Below are 16,809 nucleotides of genomic sequence, written 5' to 3'. Positions count from 1 at the left end.
GATGGAAAAGGGCATTTTTGCAGGGCTCAAGGTGCTGGATTGCGCGAGCTTCATCGCAGCACCAGCGGCCGCGACCGTGCTGTCGGATTTCGGCGCCGATGTCGTCAAGATCGAACCGCCCGGCGCCGGAGATCCCTACCGCAATCTGCCCAACATCCCGGGCTACCCGAGCAGCGAGCACAATTTCGCCTGGCTGCTGGAGGCCCGCAACAAGAAGAGCATCGCGCTCGACCTCGCAAAGCCCGAGGCGCAGGCCGTGCTCTACAAGCTGGTGGAAGAGGCCGACGTCTTCATCACCAACATGCCGCCGCCGGTGCGCACCAAGCTCGGCATCACCTATGACCATCTCGCCCATCTCAATGATCGCCTGATCTACGCCTCCTTCACCGGCTATGGCGAGAAAGGCGAAGAGGCCAACAAGCCCGGCTTCGACAGCAACGCCTATTGGGCGCGCTCCGGCCTGATGGACCTCGTCCGCGCCGACACCGACACGACGCCGGCCCGCTCGGTCGCCGGCATGGGCGACCATCCCTGCGCCATGGCGTTCTACGGCGCCATCGTCACAGCGCTGTACCAGCGCGAGAAGACCGGCAAGGGCTCGCATGTCGCCTCCAATCTGATGGCGAACGGCGTGTGGGCGGCGAGCGTGCTGGCGCAGGCAAAGCTCTGCGGCGCCAAGTTTGCCGAGCGGCGGCCCGCGCGAACGCGCGTTGAACGCGGTCGCCAACCACTACCAATGCAAGGACGGCCGCTGGCTGATCCTGTCGCTGCTGAGCGAGGAGAAGCAGTTTCCAACGCTGGCCAGGTGTCTCGGCCGCGAAGACCTCATCACCGACCCGCGCTTTGCTACCAAACCCGACCGCCACGCCCGCTCCGTCGAGCTGATCAAGATCTTTGACGAGACCTTTGCAACCAGGGATCTCGCCGAATGGCGCAAGATCCTCGACGGCAACGGGCTGGTGTTCGGCATCGTCGGCATCCTGGACGACATCCCGAACGACAAGCAGATGCTCGACAACGAGGTGCTGGTGCCGTTCGAGAACGACACCATGCTCACCATCTCCAGCCCGATCTGGATCGACGGCGCCAAGAAAGTGCAGCCGCGCAAGCCGCCCGGCGTCGGCGAGCACAGTGACGAGATTTTGCGTGGCGCGGGATACGACGAGGCGGCGATCAAGCGGCTGCGGTCGCAGGGGGCGGTGGGGTAAGCGATACACTGGCGCAACCCGTCATTGCGAGCGCAGCGAAGCAATCCAGAATCCTACCGCGGATGCATTGCTGGATTGCTTCGCTACGCTCGCAATGACGACGTCGGGATATCACAGTATAACAACTGGCAAAGCCATCGCGAGGTCCCATGCCCAGCTACCGCCTGCACTACTTCCCCGAATCCGGCAACAGCTACAAGCTGGCGCTGATGCTGACGCTTTGCGGCGAGAGGTTCGAGCCGGTCTGGACCGACTTTGGCGGCGGCGTCACGCGCACGCCGGAATGGCGCAAGAGCGTGAACGAGATGGGCGAGATTCCCGTGCTCGAAGTGGACGGTGTGAAGATGACGCAGACTGCGCCTCTCCTGCTCAAGCTTGCCGAGCAGTACGGGCGTTTCGGTGCCGAGACCGAGGAGGAAAAGTTCGAGCTGCTGCGCTGGCTGTTCTGGGACAACCATAAGCTCACCGGCTACATGGCGACCTATCGCTTCATGCGCGCCTTCACGCAAAACAACGATCCGCAGGTGCTGAAACATTTTCGCAGGCGGCTCGAGGATTTTCTCGGCATTCTCGACGGTCATCTCCAGCACAATGAATTCGCGATCGGCACCAGGCCGACCGTCGCCGATATCTCGATGATGGCCTATCTGCACTATCCGAGCGACGAGCACGGCTTCGATTTCGCGGAAAGCTATCCCGCCATCCACGCCTGGCTTGGCCGCATGGCCGCACTGCCCGGGTGGAAGCCGGCCTACGAGTTGCTGCCCGGCAAGCGGATGACGAACTACGCGAAGTGAGCGCGCCGACTACTTCAGCGCCAGCCAGCCGAGCGTGAACAGGATTCCGCCGATGATGACGACGATTGCGACCGCCCAGGTGCTGACGCGGATGCTGCCGGTAACCTGCTTGGCCTCTTCATTCTGCGCGATCTCGCGATTGCGCTCCTTATTGGCGTCGCTCGTATTCGTCATGGGTCATCCAAATCGCTTTGTTGGCTTTATCTTGCCCGTGATCTTTTCGGAAAACCGCTGCACACTTTTCCGGATCACGCGCTAACGCGTCTTGATGAAGCACATGCCGATGCGGCGCGAGGCCGCGGCAGCCTGACAGGTCAATCCTTTAGCACAGCTCCATGACGTAAAACTCCGGTCGGCCGATCCCGATCCCGCATTTTCCAGGGAACAATGCGCGCCCCAGCCGTCCTGATATTCGGTCCCCGCCAGCTCAGTGCTGCCGCGGGTCTGCGGCCGGCTGGCAAATCCACGTGAGAAATCAGGACGTTTGCCTGCGGCCATGGCGGTCAGGATGTCACGGCGGCGGACCTGGTCGCCAAGAAAATGCGGCGAGGCCGGCACGATGGTGGCATTCGACGGCTTATCCGCAAGCCAATCGACGCCCGGGAAATGAAAGCCGCCGATGCCGCGGGTCTGGTGGCAGCCGGCACAGGTGACGTCGTTGAGGCGGCGCTGGAAACCCGCGACCGAGCGGACGTTCTGCAGATCGATGCCACGCGCCGCCGCCTGCTTCAGCGCACCAACTACGTCGTTGTCGGAGAAGACCGGCTCGCCTTGCCCCTCTCCGTTGCCCTCCCCTTGCATCATCCCGAACTCCGGCTGCAACGGAGAAGCATCGAGGCCGGAGGGCGTCGGCACGATTGCAGCCTTGGCGAGGAATTTCTCCGGGATCAGCACCGTGCCGCGATCGAAGTCGCGAAGATGATCGGGCGCGAGCAGCCAATCCCTGAAGTCGCGCCGGAGATCATTGTCGGCGAGAATTCGGTCGCGGTCGATCTGGTTCTCCAGCGTCGATTCCGCGAACGTCTTCGAGACGGCGTCGTACTTGAACACCTTGAGCAGATAGTCGGATCGGAAATCGTGCAGCGCCGATTTCGCCGCAACCGAGATCTGAACATTGGTCTCGATGCGATCGAGCATCGCATCGTAAGGGAAGAAGTCGCTGCCGATCAGCCCCTGCCAGTCGCCATTGCCGAGCCAGCGTCGCGCGACCTCGGCGCAGGTGATCGGCTTGCCGTTCCCGTCCATCTGGCGCGCGTCGCGCGCCTTCATCACCAGATTGAGCGTCATCGGCAGCCGCGTGGTTGTCCTGCCGCTATCCGGTTTGGTCTCGAAACGCGCAAGACGATAGATCAGCCTGATCTCGCCGCAAGAGTCTTCCGAGACATAGGCGCGGTCCATGCGGTTGACGATGCCGGCCAGCACGAAACGGGTGTCACGGGATTTCAGATTGGCGCGATCGAACAATTGTACGTCGAAGCCCTCGCCGACGCCGATGGTCTCGGTCGGATATGCCGCCTTCTGCCGCGCGACGTAACGGTCGATCTCGGCGTCGATTGCGGGGCGAATTTCCTTGAGCTGCGACAGCCACGAGAACATCAGGTCGGTCGTCAGCGGAAAGTTCGCGTTGCGCTCCGGCCACAACAGGCGCGAGATCGTGAGCGCATCGTGCTGGTCGAGCTCGCGCAGGAGATCGGGATCGGTGATCGCCGTGCCGCGCGCCAGTTGCGCGTTCTCCGCGGCCAACAACGACACGATGCCGCCGAAAAATACGGCGGCGGCAACGAGAATTCGCAAGGCACGGCTCATGCCTCAGGTAACACCGCGCAGGGACGGCTATTCAAGCAAAAAGGCGCTTCACATGGTGGTGAAGCGCCTCTTCGAAAGTCGGATATGGGCCGCTCAGCGCGCGACGATCAGCCCTTTGCTGGTGACGACCACCCAGCGGCCGTCCTGACGGCGGATCGCATCGACACGGCCGACGCCGGGGATGGGGTCGCCGGCATAGACCTCGTAGAGGCCACCGCGGCCTTCGACCAGTGCGCCGCCGTTGGAGACGTCGCGCAGCACCCAGCCTTCGACCGTCGGCAACCGGCCGACCTCGCTCTTCGGTGCGGCGGGAGCCGGCGCAGCTGCGGCGGCCGCAACCTGGGTCGGCGGCGCGATCGAGCCGGTGGTCTCACGGGCCGGCACGGCGGCTGCGGCCTGGACGGGTGCCGCCGGCGGGGTGGCACGGAGCTTGTCGACGGTCTCGGACAGCTTCGCAATTTTGGCCATCGGCTCGGCCTGCGCCTTCTCGAGCTTGTCGAGACGGTCGTTGGTGCGGTTGAACTGGCCGAGGCCGGTCTTGGAGGTATGCTCGACGTTGGCCTTGAGCGCGACGACATCGGCATCGATCCGGGCAACCGAGGATTCCAGTGCGCTGGTGTCGGCGACCTGTGCCGGCGCGGGGCTTGCGAAGTGCATCATCCCTGCGGTCGCGAGCGCGCCGCTGATGGCGCCGACACTGGCCGCAATCGCCACCACCGCGGCCATGGCCGACAGGCGGCGCTTGCCGCCGGTCTCGCGCGGCTCGTCCGCCTTCACATGCGGCGCAAACTCCTCACGGTCCCAGGACCGCTCCGCGGGTGCCATGACGATGAGCTTGCCGGGCTTTGGCTCGGATCTGGTCTCAGGCTTGGGCTCGGCTTTGGCTTCGAACTTCGGCACCTCGATCCTCGATGCCTCGATTTTCGGCGGCTCGATCTTGACCGGATCAGGCTTGACCGGATCAGGCTTGGGCGGCGTCTCGTGGTCGGGGGCAATCGAGGGGGCCTCGATGCCGGCAGCAGCCTCGATGGCCTGCGGCACGGGCGCTGCGGCTTCGACGACGCCAGTATCCTGGGCGGCCTGCTCGGGCATTGGTTCGCTCACGGCTCAAATACTCCAGTCTCGGTTGACCTTTTGGTAACTTTCATTGCTTGCGAATTCCTTACCTGCGGACCCGCTTACCGAAATTTTAGGAAGTCTTCCGGGGCCGAATTGGGCCGGGAACGTGGAACCCGTGTGGCGCTGTGCAACAAATTGTCAGCCGATGCTGCCCTGCGGCAGGCCACGCTCCCGCCAAACGGGCTGTTGCCCGCCCCTGTCACCCCGCTAACATGACTGCCCTGTCAGCCAGAACGGCTGCAGACGGCCCTTGGGGGGTGTCATGACGATCGAGAAGTGCATCAACGAGTTTGGCGTCGATGACATCATCTTCGAGGAGGGCTCGACCGGCCGCGAGCTGTACGTTGTCCTCAACGGCGAGGTCGAGATCGCCAAGTTCAGCGGCGCCAGCAAGACCAGCATCATCAAACTCGGCAAGGGCGAATTCTTCGGCGAGATGGCCGTGATCGACGGCTCCGCACGTTCGGCGACCGCGATCGCGGCGGCGCCGAACACCAAGGTGATGAGGGTCAACCACGCCCGCTTCGTCTATCTCGTCAGCCAGCAACCGGCGTTTGCGCTGATGGTGATGGACGCGCTGTCGAAGCGCCTGCGCGCCGCCAACGCGGTCAGCTACCGGGCGGCACAATCATGAGCGACGGCAAGCCGACGGCCTTTCCGGTCCTGATGAAGAACGACACCTGCTCGCTGATCCAGGCGGCGGACGACGTCTACCAGATCCGTTTCTCCAACCGCGCCGCCAACGTCTATCTCGTGCGCGGCTCGGCGCGGATCATCCTGATCGATACCGGGCTGTCCTCGAACTATGCGGCGATGGTCGAATGCCTGAACTTTGTCGGCTGCCCACCGGAGAAGATCGACATGGTGGTGCTCAGCCACGAGCATCTCGACCACATCGGCGCGGCCTGGCACTTCAACGAGCGCCGCACCTTCGTCGCCGCCCATCGCCTCGCCGCCAACAAGATCATGCTGCGCGACGACTTCTCGATGCTGCGAAAGATGTTCAACGAGCCGAACGTGCCTGTTAACATCGACATCTGGCTCGAGGAAGGCAATCTGATCGACCTCGGCAATTTCCGTCTCAACGTGATGCACACGCCCGGCCACACCTCGGCCTGCATCACGCTGTTCGACCAGGACAAGGGGCTGTTGTTCGCCGCCGATACGCTCATGCCCGGCGGGGTGATGGGCGGCGTGTTCGGCTCGGGCAGCATCGCCGACTACATCGAATCGCTGGAGCGGCTCAAAGGATTGAACGCGAAGATCTTGCTTTCAGGCCACGGCCGGCTGTCGGACACGCCACAGGAAGACGTGCGTATCGCCATCGCGCGCTCGCACGGCTTGCTGGAGGACACCGCACAATTGTTCGACGCGCTGGATGCGCGCTCGAACTTCGAGCCGATCATGCAGTCGGTGCGGGATTTGAACAAGCTGGACGATTAGGTGGGCTGGCGGGCGTTGGTCCGCAAGGCAAAGCACCGATGTCCCCACAACGTCGTCCCGGCGAAAGCCAGGACCCATACCGCGAGGTCCATCGGCCGTACGCAGCAGGCGTACCGAATATTTAATCTTCGCCAAACTTCTGCGTGGGGTAATGGGTCCTGGCTTTCGCCAGGACGACAGCGGGACTCCATCACCGCCTGCTTGCAGCGACTACATCACCACCGGCGCATCCGGCAGCTCGTTCGCATGCGATCCGCTTGGCGGGAAATGCTTTGCCAACTCTCGCGACACCGCCTCGATCCCGTCGATCACGCCGCGTTCGAATTGCCCTGACCTGAACTCCGCCTCCATGGCGCGGCAGATGCTCTCCCAGCCCTCGGCGCCAACCTTCGCATCGATACCGCGGTCGGCGACGATCTCGACATCGCGGTCGGCGAGCAGGAGATAGATCAGGACGCCGTTGTTGTGCGCGGTGTCCCAGATGCGCAGTTGCGAGAACACGTCGAGTGCGCGCTCCCGCGCCGGCTGGTTGCGAAACAGCGGGCCGCCATCGAGCGCGCCTTCGACCACGAAGCGGACCTGGCCGGAATGGCTGGCTTCGCCGCGCTTGATCGCCTGCTCGATGCGGTCGAGCACGTCTTTCGGAAACACCTGCTTGGCACGCCAATGATGCTGGAGCAGATGCCGGGTGATGCGCCTGATGCTCATGACCTACCAGCTCCCCGAAGCACCGCCGCCGCCAAAGCTGCCGCCACCGCCACTGAAGCCGCCGCTCGACGACGACCCGCTGCTCCAGCCGCCGGATGACGAACCGCTCGACCACGAGCCACGACGCGAGGATCCCGTGCCCGATCCCGCCCCAAACAGATCGGCGATAAACGTCAGCACAGCGCCGAGCACGCCGATGCCCAGTCCAATCACCGCGGAGCCGATCACGAACCAGGCGATGACACCAACGATCGCTCCGGTTATTCCCGAACCGAACAGCCGCCCGAACATGGAGCGCAGGATGCCGCCGATCACCAGCGGGCCGAACAGCAGAAAGAAAAAAAGCGGCTCGACGTCGTTCCAATCGCCGAAATTCACGCTGCGGGAGGGCGTCGGCAGCGGCTCGCCGTCGATGACGCGGATCATGCGGTCGACGCCCGCCGTGATGCCGCCGGCAAAATCGCCACTCCTGAATTTCGGCGTGATGGCTTCGTCGATGATGCGCCGCGACGTGACGTCGGTAAGCGCGCCCTCGAGGCCGTAACCGACCTCGATGCGAAGGTGTCGGTCGTTCTTGGCCACGACGAGGATGGCGCCGTCGTCGACCTTCTTGCGTCCGATCTTCCAGGCCTCCGCAACGCGGATCGCGAATTGCTCGATGGTCTCAGGATCCGTCGTCGGCACGATCAGGACGACGATCTGGCTGCCTTTGCGGGTCTCGAAGTCCTGCAGCTTCTGCGACAACGCTGCTATGTCGCCGCTGGAGAGCGTGCCGGTCTGATCGACCACGCGGCCGGTGAGTTGGGGTATGGCGACATCGGCTGAGGCGGGAAGCGCAAAGGTGAACAGGAGCGCGAAGACAAAGATGAATGCTGAGAAGCCCAAACCGGCACGCCACAACATCGTTGTCATCGCCCGCGAAGGCGGGCGATCCAGTATTCCAGAGGCAGCAGTGCTTGAACCGTGAAGCCGCGGCGTACTGGATTCCCCGCTTTCGCGGGGAATGACGGCGGTGGGTGGGGCTGCGCGCATGCGCAAAATAGCGCGCACTTACTTCGACGGCGCGGGCGCCGGATTGAAATCGACCTTCGGTGCCGTCGAGATTTCCTTCTCGTTTGCGACCGAGAAGTTCGGCTTCTCCTTGTAGCTGAAGATCATCGCGGTGAGGTTGCTCGGGAACGAGCGGATGGTGACGTTATAGTCCTGCACCGCCTTGATGTAGCGGTTACGCGCCACTGTAATCCGATTCTCGGTGCCCTCGAGCTGCGACATCAAATCCTTGAACAGTGCATCCGACTTGAGCTGCGGGTAGTTCTCGGTGACCACGAGCAGCCGGGACAGCGCGCCGGAGAGCTCGCCCTGGGCCGCCTGGAATTTCTGGAATGCGGCGGGATCGTTCAGCACCTCGGGCGTCGCCTGGATGCTGCCGACCTTGGCGCGAGCATTGGTGACGCCGAGCAGCACGTCCTTCTCCTGCTGCGCAAAGCCCTTCACCGAGTTGACGAGATTGGGCACGAGATCGGCGCGGCGCTGATACTGATTCACGACCTCGGACCAGTTGGCCTTGATCTGCTCGTCCTCGCTCTGGATCGCGTTATAGCCGCAATTGGTGAGGCTTAACGAGGCCAGCGCCGCCAGCACGGTCAGGATCTTCCGCATCAAATTTCTCCCGGTGGAATCGAGCGCAAGCTACCAGATTGCGCGCGCGAGATGCCAGACATCTTGCGTCCCGGCCGAAGCCGCGAAAGGCAGCCGATGTACGCAAGCCTCTTGCTTAATCCCGGCTGTAATAGTCAACTTGAGGGAACAATAATGCCAAGTCGGGAACGCCAGGGGAACGCGATGAGCTCGTTCGAGACCATCCTCGTGGAGAGGCCGGAGCCGGCGATTGCCCGGATCGTGATGAACCGGCCCGACGCGCGCAACGCGCAGAACCTGCAAATGACCTACGATCTCAACGCCGCCTTCGATCAGGCGGTGCAGGACGACGCGGTCAAGGTGATCATTTTGGCCGGCAATGGTCCGCACTTCTCCTCAGGCCATGATTTGCGACCCGGCAGCAAGAATGAAGCGGGCGTGGATTTTCCGCCGATCGGAAATTGGGGCGGCTTCGCCGAACCAAACGCTCATGGCCGCTTTGCGCGCGAACAGGAGATCTATCTCCAGATCACGCGGCGCTGGCGCAACCTCGCCAAGCCGACCATTGCGGAGGTTCACGGCAAGTGCATCGCCGGCGGCCTGATGCTGGCCTGGGCCTGCGATCTCATCATCGCGAGTGACGATGCGCAGTTCTGCGATCCCGTGGTCACCATGGGTGTCTGCGGCGTCGAATGGTTCGTGCATCCCTGGGAGCTCGGCCCGCGCAAGGCCAAGGAATTTCTGTTCACGGCAGACAGCTGGAGCGCACAGGAGGCGCACCAGCTCGGCATGGTCAACAAGGTCGTGCCGCGCGCGGCGCTCTCATCGCAGGTGCTGGAGCTGGCACGCCGGATCGCATCAAAGCCGTCTTTTGCGCTGAAGCTGACCAAGGAAGCCGTGAATCGTTCGGTTGACGTGATGGGCCAACCGGCCGCAATCGACCAGGCCTTTGCGCTGCATCAGCTCTGTCACGCACATAATCTTCAGGAATTCGGCATGGTGGTCGATCCATCCGGCCTGCACCCCTCCGTGCGCAAGCCGCCGGCGGCCGCGGAGTAGACAGGATGGATCTCAATCTCAGCGACGAGCAACGGCTGCTGCGCGAAAGCGCGGAGCGCTTCGTGGCCGAAAGCTACAATGCCGCTCACCGCCGCAAGATGGCGAACGATCCGCTCGGCTTCAGTCCGGCTGTGTGGACGCAATTTGCCGAGCTCGGTTGGCTGGCATTGCCGATCGCGGAAGAGTTTGGCGGGCTCGGCGGCAGCGCGGTCGAGATCGGCATTTTGATGGAAGCCTTCGGCCGCGGGCTGGTGTCGGAGCCGTATATTGCAACAATCGTGCTTGGCGCTGCATTGATCGAGCGATGCGGCAGCACGGCGCAGAAGCAGGCAATCCTGCCGAAGATCGCGGATGGATCGTTGAAGCTCGCGTTCGCGCATTCCGAGCGCGCGGCGCGGTTCGATCTTGCCAAGGTCGCAACGACTGCGAACAAGACGGCGCAAGGCTGGCGCCTTGCCGGCAGCAAGATTGCCGTGCTCGACGGCCATGCCGCCGACGAGATCATCGTCTCCGCGCATATCCATGATCATCAGGGGCCATCGGCGCGGATCGGCCTGTTCCTGGTGCCCGCGACGACTCCGAGTGTTGCGATCTCCGACTACGAGCGGCTCGGCGGCGGGCGCGCCTGCAACATCGAGTTGTCGGATGCGCAACTGCCGGAGGATGCCTTGCTCGGCAATGGGCATGACGCACTGCCGGCCATCGAATGGGCCGTTGACCGCGCCATGGCTGCACTCGGCGCCGAGGCCGTCGGCATCATGCAGGTGCTGCTGGACACCACGCTTGAGTACACAAAGATCCGAAAGCAATTCGGCCGGCCGCTGTCGGCCAACCAGGTGATCCGCCACCGCCTCGCCGACATGGCGGTGCAGGTCGACGAAGCACGCTCGATGGCGTTGCGCGCCGCGCTGAAGGTCGACGCTGATCCGGTCGAGCGCGCGCGGGCGGCGTCGGGCGCGAAGGCGAAGATCGGCAGATCCGCACGTTTCGTCGGCGAGCAGTCGATCCAGCTTCACGGCGGCATGGGCGTCACCGAGGAGCTCGAGGTCGGCGCTTATTTCAAGCGGCTGGTCGCGTTCGATACGCTGTTCGGCGGCAGCGCCCACCATTATGGCCGCCACGCCCGGCTTGGCCGCACCACCGTGCCTGCCTGACACTGGGAGAGCCTCATGGATCTGTCGTTCAATGCCGAAGAGCGCGCCTTCCAGGACGAGGTGCGTGGCTTCATTGCCAAAAATCTCACCGATGAGATGAAGCGCGCGACCGCGCTGACGCCGTCGGTGTTCTCCGACCCCGATATCGGCATGGCCTGGCAGCGCACGCTGCACAGCCGCGGCTGGGGCGCGCCGGGCTGGCCGATCGAGCATGGCGGGCCCGACTGGACGCCGGCGCAGCGCTGGATCTTCGAGACTGAGAGCGCGCGTGCCGGGGTGCCCAATGTCAACGTGATGGGCGTGAAGATGGTCGGCCCCGTCATCATCGGCTTCGGTTCGGCGGAGCAGAAGAACTTTTACCTGCCGCGCATTCTGTCCGGCGAGGATTATTGGTGCCAGGGCTATTCCGAGCCGGGCTCCGGCTCCGATCTCTCCTCGCTGAAGACCCGCGCGGTGCGCGACGGCGACGACTACATCATCAACGGCACCAAGATCTGGACCACCCATGCCCACCACGCCAACCGCATGTTCGCGCTGGTGCGCACCAGCGAGGGGCCGCGGCAGCAGGACGGCATCAGCTTCATCCTGATCGACATGAAGACACCGGGCATCACGACGCGCCCGATCCTCACCATCGGCGGCGACCACGAGGTCAACCAGGTGTTCTTCGACGACGTGCGCGTGCCCGTGGCGAACCGCGTCGGCGAGGAAGGCAAGGGCTGGACCTACGGCAAGTATCTGCTCGAGTTCGAGCGCGGCTCCGGCATCGCGTCGGCAAAATTGCGCGAAGGGTTGAAGGCGGTCGCGGAGCTTGCGGAATCGGATCTGACGGGGCGCGCGATCGACAGCCCTGACATCGCAACGCGCATCTCCGAGGTCGAAATCGACATCGACGCGCTGGAGATGACCGAGCTGCGCGTGCTGTCGGCACTGCAGACCGGACAGAATCCCGGTGCGGTGTCGTCGATCCTGAAGCTGCGCAACAGCGAGATCCGGCAGGCCGTGACCCGGCTCGGCGCCGACGTGATCGGCCATGACGCCCTCGCGGTCGAGCCGATGCGTCCACTTTACAGGCTCAACCACGAGCCGGCGATGCCGGAGGAGATGCTGACGGTGATGCCGGAATATCTCAACGGCCGCGCCTATACGATCTTCGGCGGTACCTCGGAGATTCAGCGCGATATTATTGCGAAGATGATGCTGGGGATTTGAGGAATACTCGTGCACCACATTCGGTGTCGTCCCGGCGAAGGCCGGGACCCATACGCCGAGACGAAGTTGGCGTGCGTAGCTGTTAACCACCAGCCGTCGCCAAATTAGACTCGGTGGCTAGGGTCCCGGCCTTCGCCGGGACGACGAGTTGGATTTGTGGCGACAGCCAGCACGACAATGGCCGCTAACCGCCCACCTTCGCGTCCTTGATCGCCTGCCAGATCTTCTGCGGCGTTAGCGGCGTATTCAGCTGGGTGATGCCGAGCTCGGCGAGCGCATCCATCACGCCGTTGGTGACGCAAGGCGGACCGCCGATGGCGCCGGATTCGCCGCAGCCCTTGGCGCCGAGCGGATTGGTGCGGCAGGGCGCTGAATCATCCAGCGTCACCACGATCGGCGGAACGTCGTCGGCGCGCGGGATGCAATAGTCCTGGTAGCTCGCGGTGAGCAACTGGCCGTCGGCATCATAGGTCACGCCCTCATACAGCGCCTGGCCGATACCCTGCGCCACGCCGCCATGGATCTGGCCGGTGACCAGCATCGGGTTCACGGCGACACCGACGTCGTCGACGGTGGTGTAGCGCACGACCTTGGAGACGCCGGTCTCCGGATCGATCTCGACCTCGCAGATATGCGTGCCGTTCGGCCAGCTCGGACCATCCACCTCGCCTTCGGAATCGACGCTAAGTTTTGCGCCGCTCTCCTTCTCTGCAATATCGAACAGGCTGATGCGGCGGTCGGTGCCGACCACGGTGAGCATGCCGCCCTGGTATTCGATGTCCTCGATCGAGGTCTCCAGCACGTTCGCCGCCTTCTCGCGCGCCTTCTGGATCAGATCGTTGGAGGAGACCGCGACCGCCGTGCCGCCGACGAACAGCGAACGCGAGCCGACGCTGCCAAAGCCCGTCGCCAGATCAGTGTCGCCCTGGACCACGTCGATCTTGTCCATGGCAATGCCGAGCGTGTCGGAGATCATCTGGGTGTAAGTGGTCTGCAGCCCCTGCCCCATCGCCATGGTGCCGGAATGCAGCATGACGCGGCCTTCCGACGTCGCGTGCAGGCTGACCTTTTCGGTGTGGGCACGGCCGCCGGTCCATTCTATATAGGAAGTGAGCCCGCGGCCGTAGAGCAGGCCCTTCTTCTTCGCCGCCTTCTTGCGCGCGGCAAAGCCGTCCCAATCCGCAAGCTTCACAGCGCGATCGAGCATGTGCGCGAAGGCGCCGGAATCGTAAACCTGCCCCGCAGCGTTGGTGTAAGGCAGTTGCCCCGGCTTGATGTAGTTGGCTTTCCGGATCGCGCGCGGATCCATGCCGATTTTTCGCGCGGCTGCGTCGAACAGGCGCTCGACGATGAACACGGCCTCCGGGCGGCCCGCACCGCGATAGGCGCCGACCGGCGCGGTGTGGGTCATCACCGACTTCACCTCGAAATGCACCAGCGGCAAATCATAGACGCCGGTCTGGACGAACGGCCCCAGCACCAGCGGAATGATGTTCGCGGCACCCGACGAATACGCGCCGGTACAGCCGATCGAGCTGACGCGATAAGCCAGCACCTTGCCCTTGTCGTCGAGCGCGAAGGAAGCGGTCGAGGTGAGATCGCGGCCGTGAGTGCCGCCGACGAATTCGTCAGTGCGGTCGCCGCGCCAGCGGATCTTCCTGTTCAGCTTGGTCGCGGCGTAAGCAACGATGCCGTCCTCGGGATAGAGGTTGGTCTTCTGGCCAAAGCCGCCGCCGATATCGCCGACCAGCACGCGCACGCTGTCCTTCGGACGCTTCAGCACGGCCTCGGCCAGCACGTCGCGAGTCGAGGCCGGCGTCTGCGATTGAACGTGCAGCAGTAGGCGGCCGGATGTCTTGTCGATCTCGGCAATGGTCGAGCGCGGCTCCATGGCCGACGGCACGAGGCGCTGGCTGACGAGATCGAGCTCGACCGTATGCGCCGCCTTGGCAAAAGCCTCGTCCACCTTGGCGGCATCGCCGTAAGCCATCGCGCCGACGATGTTGTCGGGCGCCTCCGGCCACACCAATGGCGCGCCGGGCTTGACCGCCTCGACGGGATCGACCACCGCCGGCTGCACGTCATATTCGACCACGATCGCTTCGGCTGCGTTTTGCGCGTCGGCACGCGAGGAGGCCACCACGGCGGCTACGGCCTCGCCGGCATAGCGTACGATTTCGTGCGCCAGCAGGCGGCGTGGCGGCACCGTCATCGGCTTGCCGTCGGGGCGCTTGAAGATGCTCAAGGTCGGGATGATTCCGATGTCGTCCTTGACGAGGTCGGCGCCGGTGTAGACCGCGGTCACGCCAGGCATCGCAGCCGCCGCGCTGATGTCGATCGAGACGATCTTCGCGTGGGCATGCGGCGAGCGCAGCAGGTACAACCACAGCGCGCCATCTTCCGGCTTGTCGTCGATGAACTGCCCCTTCCCGGTGAGCAGTCGCTGGTCTTCCAAACGCTTGACGGGCTGCCCCGCTCCGAAACGCAAATTGCCGGGAAGAATGTTCATTCCGTGGGGTCCCTTAATCTCTCAAATGCGGCCGCCTTTTAGCGGATCGAGGCATGCGAGGCCAGCCGCGGTTTTGGGCGGCATATCGACGATTTCGTCATGCCGGGCATAGGCGAGCGGAAGCGAAGCCGTCCTATGGACGCCTAGCCAAGCTCCCGCAGGGCTGCTTCCACGATCTTGCGCGCATCGGCGGTGAGTGCGGCCTGCGGCGGGACGGGATCGCCAACGTCGTAGCCCTGGAAGGCCAGGCCGGCCTTGATGCAGGCCGCCAGGTTGAAGCGGGCAAAAGCCTCGTTGATGCGCCACAGCCTGCGCTGGAGCGCCATCGCCTCGTCCCAGCGACCGGCCTTGCAGAGGTCGTACAGCGCGACGCTCTGGCGCGGGATGATGCAGGCCGGGCCCGCCATCCAGCCGAGCCCGCCGATCAGCATCACGGCGGCCGGGATATGGGCGGAGGCCGAGAACACCCGCAAGGCATCGCCACAGCGGTTCATGATCGAGAGCAGTCGGCCGGTGTTGGTCGAGGCATCCTTGATGTAGCCGATGCGCGGATGTTCGGCGAGGCGCGCGATGACATCGAGGGTGAGATCGGAGCGCTGGAATTGCGGATTGGTGTAGATGACGACCGGGATGTCCACGGCATCGGCGATGGCGCGGAAATAGGCTTCGATTTGGGCATCGGCGAGCGGGAAATACGCTTCCAGGATCGCCAGAATGCCGTCGGCGCCGAGCTTCTGATACGCCTTCGCCTGCGCCACCGCATCAGTCGTCGAGGTGGAGGCGACGCCCGCGACAACGGGCACACGTCCCCCCGCCGCCTCGATCGTGGTCTGCACGATTGCGGTGCGTTGGGCGGCGTTGAGATAGGCGAACTCGCCGGTCGAGCCGAGCGGGGTCAGACCGTGGACGCCGGCGCCGATCAGATCGTCGCAGAGCTTTGCGAGCACGTTCGTCCGCACCACGCCGTCGGCAGCGACGGGAGAGACGAGATAGGGAAAGACGCCGCGAAAATCGGACATGTCAGCTGTGAATCCCGGAAACTGGCTTGCGCCTGACCGGTCTTACCAACGCTCGCGCCCGCGATCAAACCCTGATCAGCCGCACCCGCGTGCCCCAGGGATCGATCGCCTCCACGCCATTGGCAAGCGCCGTGACTTTCGCGCCGCCCTTGCGCAGGCGCTCGTCTTGCGCGGCAAGCAGGTCCGGCTTCTCCGTCACCAGCGAAAACCAGGCGAGCCCTGTTGCCTGATCGTCGCGTTCGCCGGCGCCCTGGCTCTGCCAGACATTCATGCCGAGGTGATGGTGGTAGCGGCCCGACGACAGGAACGCGGCACCGTTGCGGCTGCGGGTCGGGTCCAGGCCAATGGCACCATGGTAGAAGCGCTCGGCCTGCGCGAGGTCGCCGACGCGCAGATGCATGTGGCCGATGCGCAGATCGTCCGGCGCCTTGGCATAATCAGGCACGCGCGTATTGGTCAGCGACAGCAGGTCGGGAATGTTGAGCTCGTCGGCCGCCATCTTCACGCTGCCCTCGCTCCACTGCCATTGCGAGGGATCGCGGTCGGCATAGACCTCGATGCCGTTGCCTTCGGGATCGTCGAGATAGATGGATTCGCTGACGAGGTGATCGGCAAAGCCCGACAGCGGCACGCGATGCGAGGCGGCTGCCACCAGCCAGCGCGCCAGGTCCTTGCGGGTCGGCATCAGGAAGGCGGTGTGGTAGAGGCCGGCGGCGTTGCGCGGCTCGATTGCGGCATCGGGGCGGGCCTCGAGCACCAGCAGCGTGATGCCGCCCGTGCCGAGCTTGGCGGCGCTCGCCGAGCGCTCCATCACGGTGAGCCCGATGACGTCGCGATAGTAGTCAGCGACCTTGTCGAGATTCTTCACCCGGAGCGTCACCATGCCGACCCGCATCGGCGTGCGGCTGGCATAGGTCGGCCCGCCGCCCTGCGGTGCGCCCTCGGCGCGCGCCGCGCCCGCCGCCGCCATGGCCAGCGAGCTGGCGCCGGCGAGTTGAAGCAGGGTGCGGCGGGTGAGGTCGATGGTCATCGGTCAGGGCTCGCTGAAAGGTTTAGGGCCGTGCGGCGCAATTTCTCGATTGCTACACGTTGCCGTGAGCGGCTCCCAATCACATGTTCGTCGGCCGTGGTCTTACG

General features: G+C 64.3%; 15 protein-coding genes and 1 pseudogene. 7 read left to right on the top strand and 9 right to left on the bottom strand.

Annotation, left to right across the window (positions count from 1 at the left end; genetic code table 11):
- The first annotated feature begins 1 nt into the window (after position 1).
- Together ACVIN2_RS26955 and ACVIN2_RS26950 are read left to right on the top strand one after the other, a co-directional pair.
- Positions 2 to 1,208 (top strand): annotated as a pseudogene (locus ACVIN2_RS26955) (CaiB/BaiF CoA transferase family protein).
- A 149-nt stretch (positions 1,209 to 1,357) separates the two neighbouring features.
- Positions 1,358 to 2,005, top strand: a complete 648-nt coding sequence (locus tag ACVIN2_RS26950) for a glutathione S-transferase family protein (RefSeq protein WP_456767885.1) — start codon at positions 1,358 to 1,360, stop codon at positions 2,003 to 2,005.
- Positions 2,006 to 2,014: 9 nt separating this feature from the next.
- Here the strand turns inward: ACVIN2_RS26950 and ACVIN2_RS26945 are convergent, their stop codons facing one another.
- The 3 genes from ACVIN2_RS26945 to ACVIN2_RS26935 form a co-directional block, all read right to left on the bottom strand.
- Positions 2,015 to 2,179 (bottom strand): hypothetical protein, encoded by a 165-nt coding sequence (locus ACVIN2_RS26945; RefSeq protein WP_456767884.1) that lies wholly within the window; start codon positions 2,177 to 2,179, stop codon positions 2,015 to 2,017.
- A gap of 81 nt (positions 2,180 to 2,260) precedes the next feature.
- Positions 2,261 to 3,811, bottom strand: a complete 1,551-nt coding sequence (locus ACVIN2_RS26940) for a hypothetical protein (RefSeq protein WP_456767883.1) — start codon at positions 3,809 to 3,811, stop codon at positions 2,261 to 2,263.
- Positions 3,812 to 3,904: 93 nt separating this feature from the next.
- Positions 3,905 to 4,903, bottom strand: a complete 999-nt coding sequence (locus tag ACVIN2_RS26935; RefSeq protein ID WP_456769813.1) for a hypothetical protein — start codon at positions 4,901 to 4,903, stop codon at positions 3,905 to 3,907.
- Positions 4,904 to 5,192: 289 nt separating this feature from the next.
- Here ACVIN2_RS26935 and ACVIN2_RS26930 point away from each other — a divergent pair, with 289 nt between their 5' ends.
- Both ACVIN2_RS26930 and ACVIN2_RS26925 read left to right on the top strand, forming a co-directional pair.
- On the top strand, positions 5,193 to 5,564 hold the full coding sequence (locus ACVIN2_RS26930; RefSeq protein ID WP_456767882.1) for a Crp/Fnr family transcriptional regulator: 372 nt from the start codon (positions 5,193 to 5,195) through the stop codon (positions 5,562 to 5,564).
- Positions 5,561 to 6,373, top strand: coding sequence for an MBL fold metallo-hydrolase (locus tag ACVIN2_RS26925; RefSeq protein WP_456767881.1), 813 nt, complete (start codon positions 5,561 to 5,563; stop codon positions 6,371 to 6,373). The genes ACVIN2_RS26930 and ACVIN2_RS26925 overlap by 4 nt, the downstream gene beginning before the upstream one ends.
- 210 nt (positions 6,374 to 6,583) lie before the next feature.
- On the opposite strand, the gene ACVIN2_RS26920 is transcribed toward ACVIN2_RS26925, so the two are convergent.
- The 3 genes from ACVIN2_RS26920 to ACVIN2_RS26910 form a co-directional block, all read right to left on the bottom strand.
- Positions 6,584 to 7,081, bottom strand: coding sequence for a TPM domain-containing protein (locus ACVIN2_RS26920; RefSeq protein ID WP_456767880.1), 498 nt, complete (start codon positions 7,079 to 7,081; stop codon positions 6,584 to 6,586).
- A 3-nt stretch (positions 7,082 to 7,084) separates the two neighbouring features.
- Entirely contained in the window at positions 7,085 to 7,993 is a 909-nt protein-coding gene (locus ACVIN2_RS26915) for a TPM domain-containing protein (protein ID WP_456767879.1), read from the bottom strand.
- A 138-nt stretch (positions 7,994 to 8,131) separates the two neighbouring features.
- Positions 8,132 to 8,740: a LemA family protein gene (locus tag ACVIN2_RS26910; protein ID WP_456767878.1), complete on the bottom strand. Its 609-nt coding sequence runs from the start codon at positions 8,738 to 8,740 to the stop codon at positions 8,132 to 8,134.
- Between the two features lie 183 nt (positions 8,741 to 8,923).
- Between ACVIN2_RS26910 and ACVIN2_RS26905 the strand changes: the two genes are divergently transcribed.
- Genes ACVIN2_RS26905 through ACVIN2_RS26895 form a run of 3 tightly spaced genes read left to right on the top strand, consistent with a single transcriptional unit; the run spans position 8,924 to position 12,144 of the window.
- Positions 8,924 to 9,778, top strand: coding sequence for an enoyl-CoA hydratase (locus tag ACVIN2_RS26905; RefSeq protein WP_456767877.1), 855 nt, complete (start codon positions 8,924 to 8,926; stop codon positions 9,776 to 9,778).
- Between the two features lie 5 nt (positions 9,779 to 9,783).
- A complete protein-coding gene (locus ACVIN2_RS26900) occupies positions 9,784 to 10,932 on the top strand; it encodes an acyl-CoA dehydrogenase family protein (RefSeq protein WP_456767876.1) in 1,149 nt (382 codons plus the stop codon).
- A gap of 15 nt (positions 10,933 to 10,947) precedes the next feature.
- Positions 10,948 to 12,144, top strand: a complete 1,197-nt coding sequence (locus tag ACVIN2_RS26895) for an acyl-CoA dehydrogenase family protein (RefSeq protein WP_456767875.1) — start codon at positions 10,948 to 10,950, stop codon at positions 12,142 to 12,144.
- A 184-nt stretch (positions 12,145 to 12,328) separates the two neighbouring features.
- Here ACVIN2_RS26895 and ACVIN2_RS26890 read toward each other — a convergent pair whose 3' ends face one another.
- From ACVIN2_RS26890 to ACVIN2_RS26880, 3 genes are all read right to left on the bottom strand, one after another.
- A complete protein-coding gene (locus ACVIN2_RS26890; protein WP_456767874.1) occupies positions 12,329 to 14,653 on the bottom strand; it encodes a xanthine dehydrogenase family protein molybdopterin-binding subunit in 2,325 nt (774 codons plus the stop codon).
- Positions 14,654 to 14,796: 143 nt separating this feature from the next.
- On the bottom strand, positions 14,797 to 15,672 hold the full coding sequence (locus tag ACVIN2_RS26885; RefSeq protein ID WP_456767873.1) for a dihydrodipicolinate synthase family protein: 876 nt from the start codon (positions 15,670 to 15,672) through the stop codon (positions 14,797 to 14,799).
- 64 nt (positions 15,673 to 15,736) lie between these two features.
- Positions 15,737 to 16,702, bottom strand: a complete 966-nt coding sequence (locus tag ACVIN2_RS26880) for a VOC family protein (RefSeq protein ID WP_456767872.1) — start codon at positions 16,700 to 16,702, stop codon at positions 15,737 to 15,739.
- Positions 16,703 to 16,809: the final 107 nt, after the last annotated feature.

The organism is Bradyrhizobium sp. USDA 3650, from assembly GCF_054057395.1.
Note: the sequence above shows the minus strand (reverse complement) of the source record. Positions and strands in the feature narration are given on the sequence as shown.

Bases quoted from the DNA above. Each gene is read 5' to 3' on its own strand.
- ACVIN2_RS26950 (WP_456767885.1), top strand. From the start codon at position 1,358: ATGCCCAGCTACCGCCTGCACTACTTCCCCGAATCCGGCAACAGCTAC.
- ACVIN2_RS26945 (WP_456767884.1), bottom strand. From the start codon at position 2,179: ATGACGAATACGAGCGACGCCAATAAGGAGCGCAATCGCGAGATCGCG.
- ACVIN2_RS26940 (WP_456767883.1), bottom strand. From the start codon at position 3,811: ATGAGCCGTGCCTTGCGAATTCTCGTTGCCGCCGCCGTATTTTTCGGC.
- ACVIN2_RS26935 (WP_456769813.1), bottom strand. From the start codon at position 4,903: ATGCCCGAGCAGGCCGCCCAGGATACTGGCGTCGTCGAAGCCGCAGCG.
- ACVIN2_RS26930 (WP_456767882.1), top strand. From the start codon at position 5,193: ATGACGATCGAGAAGTGCATCAACGAGTTTGGCGTCGATGACATCATC.
- ACVIN2_RS26925 (WP_456767881.1), top strand. From the start codon at position 5,561: ATGAGCGACGGCAAGCCGACGGCCTTTCCGGTCCTGATGAAGAACGAC.
- ACVIN2_RS26920 (WP_456767880.1), bottom strand. From the start codon at position 7,081: ATGAGCATCAGGCGCATCACCCGGCATCTGCTCCAGCATCATTGGCGT.
- ACVIN2_RS26915 (WP_456767879.1), bottom strand. From the start codon at position 7,993: ATGACAACGATGTTGTGGCGTGCCGGTTTGGGCTTCTCAGCATTCATC.
- ACVIN2_RS26910 (WP_456767878.1), bottom strand. From the start codon at position 8,740: ATGCGGAAGATCCTGACCGTGCTGGCGGCGCTGGCCTCGTTAAGCCTC.
- ACVIN2_RS26905 (WP_456767877.1), top strand. From the start codon at position 8,924: ATGAGCTCGTTCGAGACCATCCTCGTGGAGAGGCCGGAGCCGGCGATT.
- ACVIN2_RS26900 (WP_456767876.1), top strand. From the start codon at position 9,784: ATGGATCTCAATCTCAGCGACGAGCAACGGCTGCTGCGCGAAAGCGCG.
- ACVIN2_RS26895 (WP_456767875.1), top strand. From the start codon at position 10,948: ATGGATCTGTCGTTCAATGCCGAAGAGCGCGCCTTCCAGGACGAGGTG.
- ACVIN2_RS26890 (WP_456767874.1), bottom strand. From the start codon at position 14,653: ATGAACATTCTTCCCGGCAATTTGCGTTTCGGAGCGGGGCAGCCCGTC.
- ACVIN2_RS26885 (WP_456767873.1), bottom strand. From the start codon at position 15,672: ATGTCCGATTTTCGCGGCGTCTTTCCCTATCTCGTCTCTCCCGTCGCT.
- ACVIN2_RS26880 (WP_456767872.1), bottom strand. From the start codon at position 16,702: ATGACCATCGACCTCACCCGCCGCACCCTGCTTCAACTCGCCGGCGCC.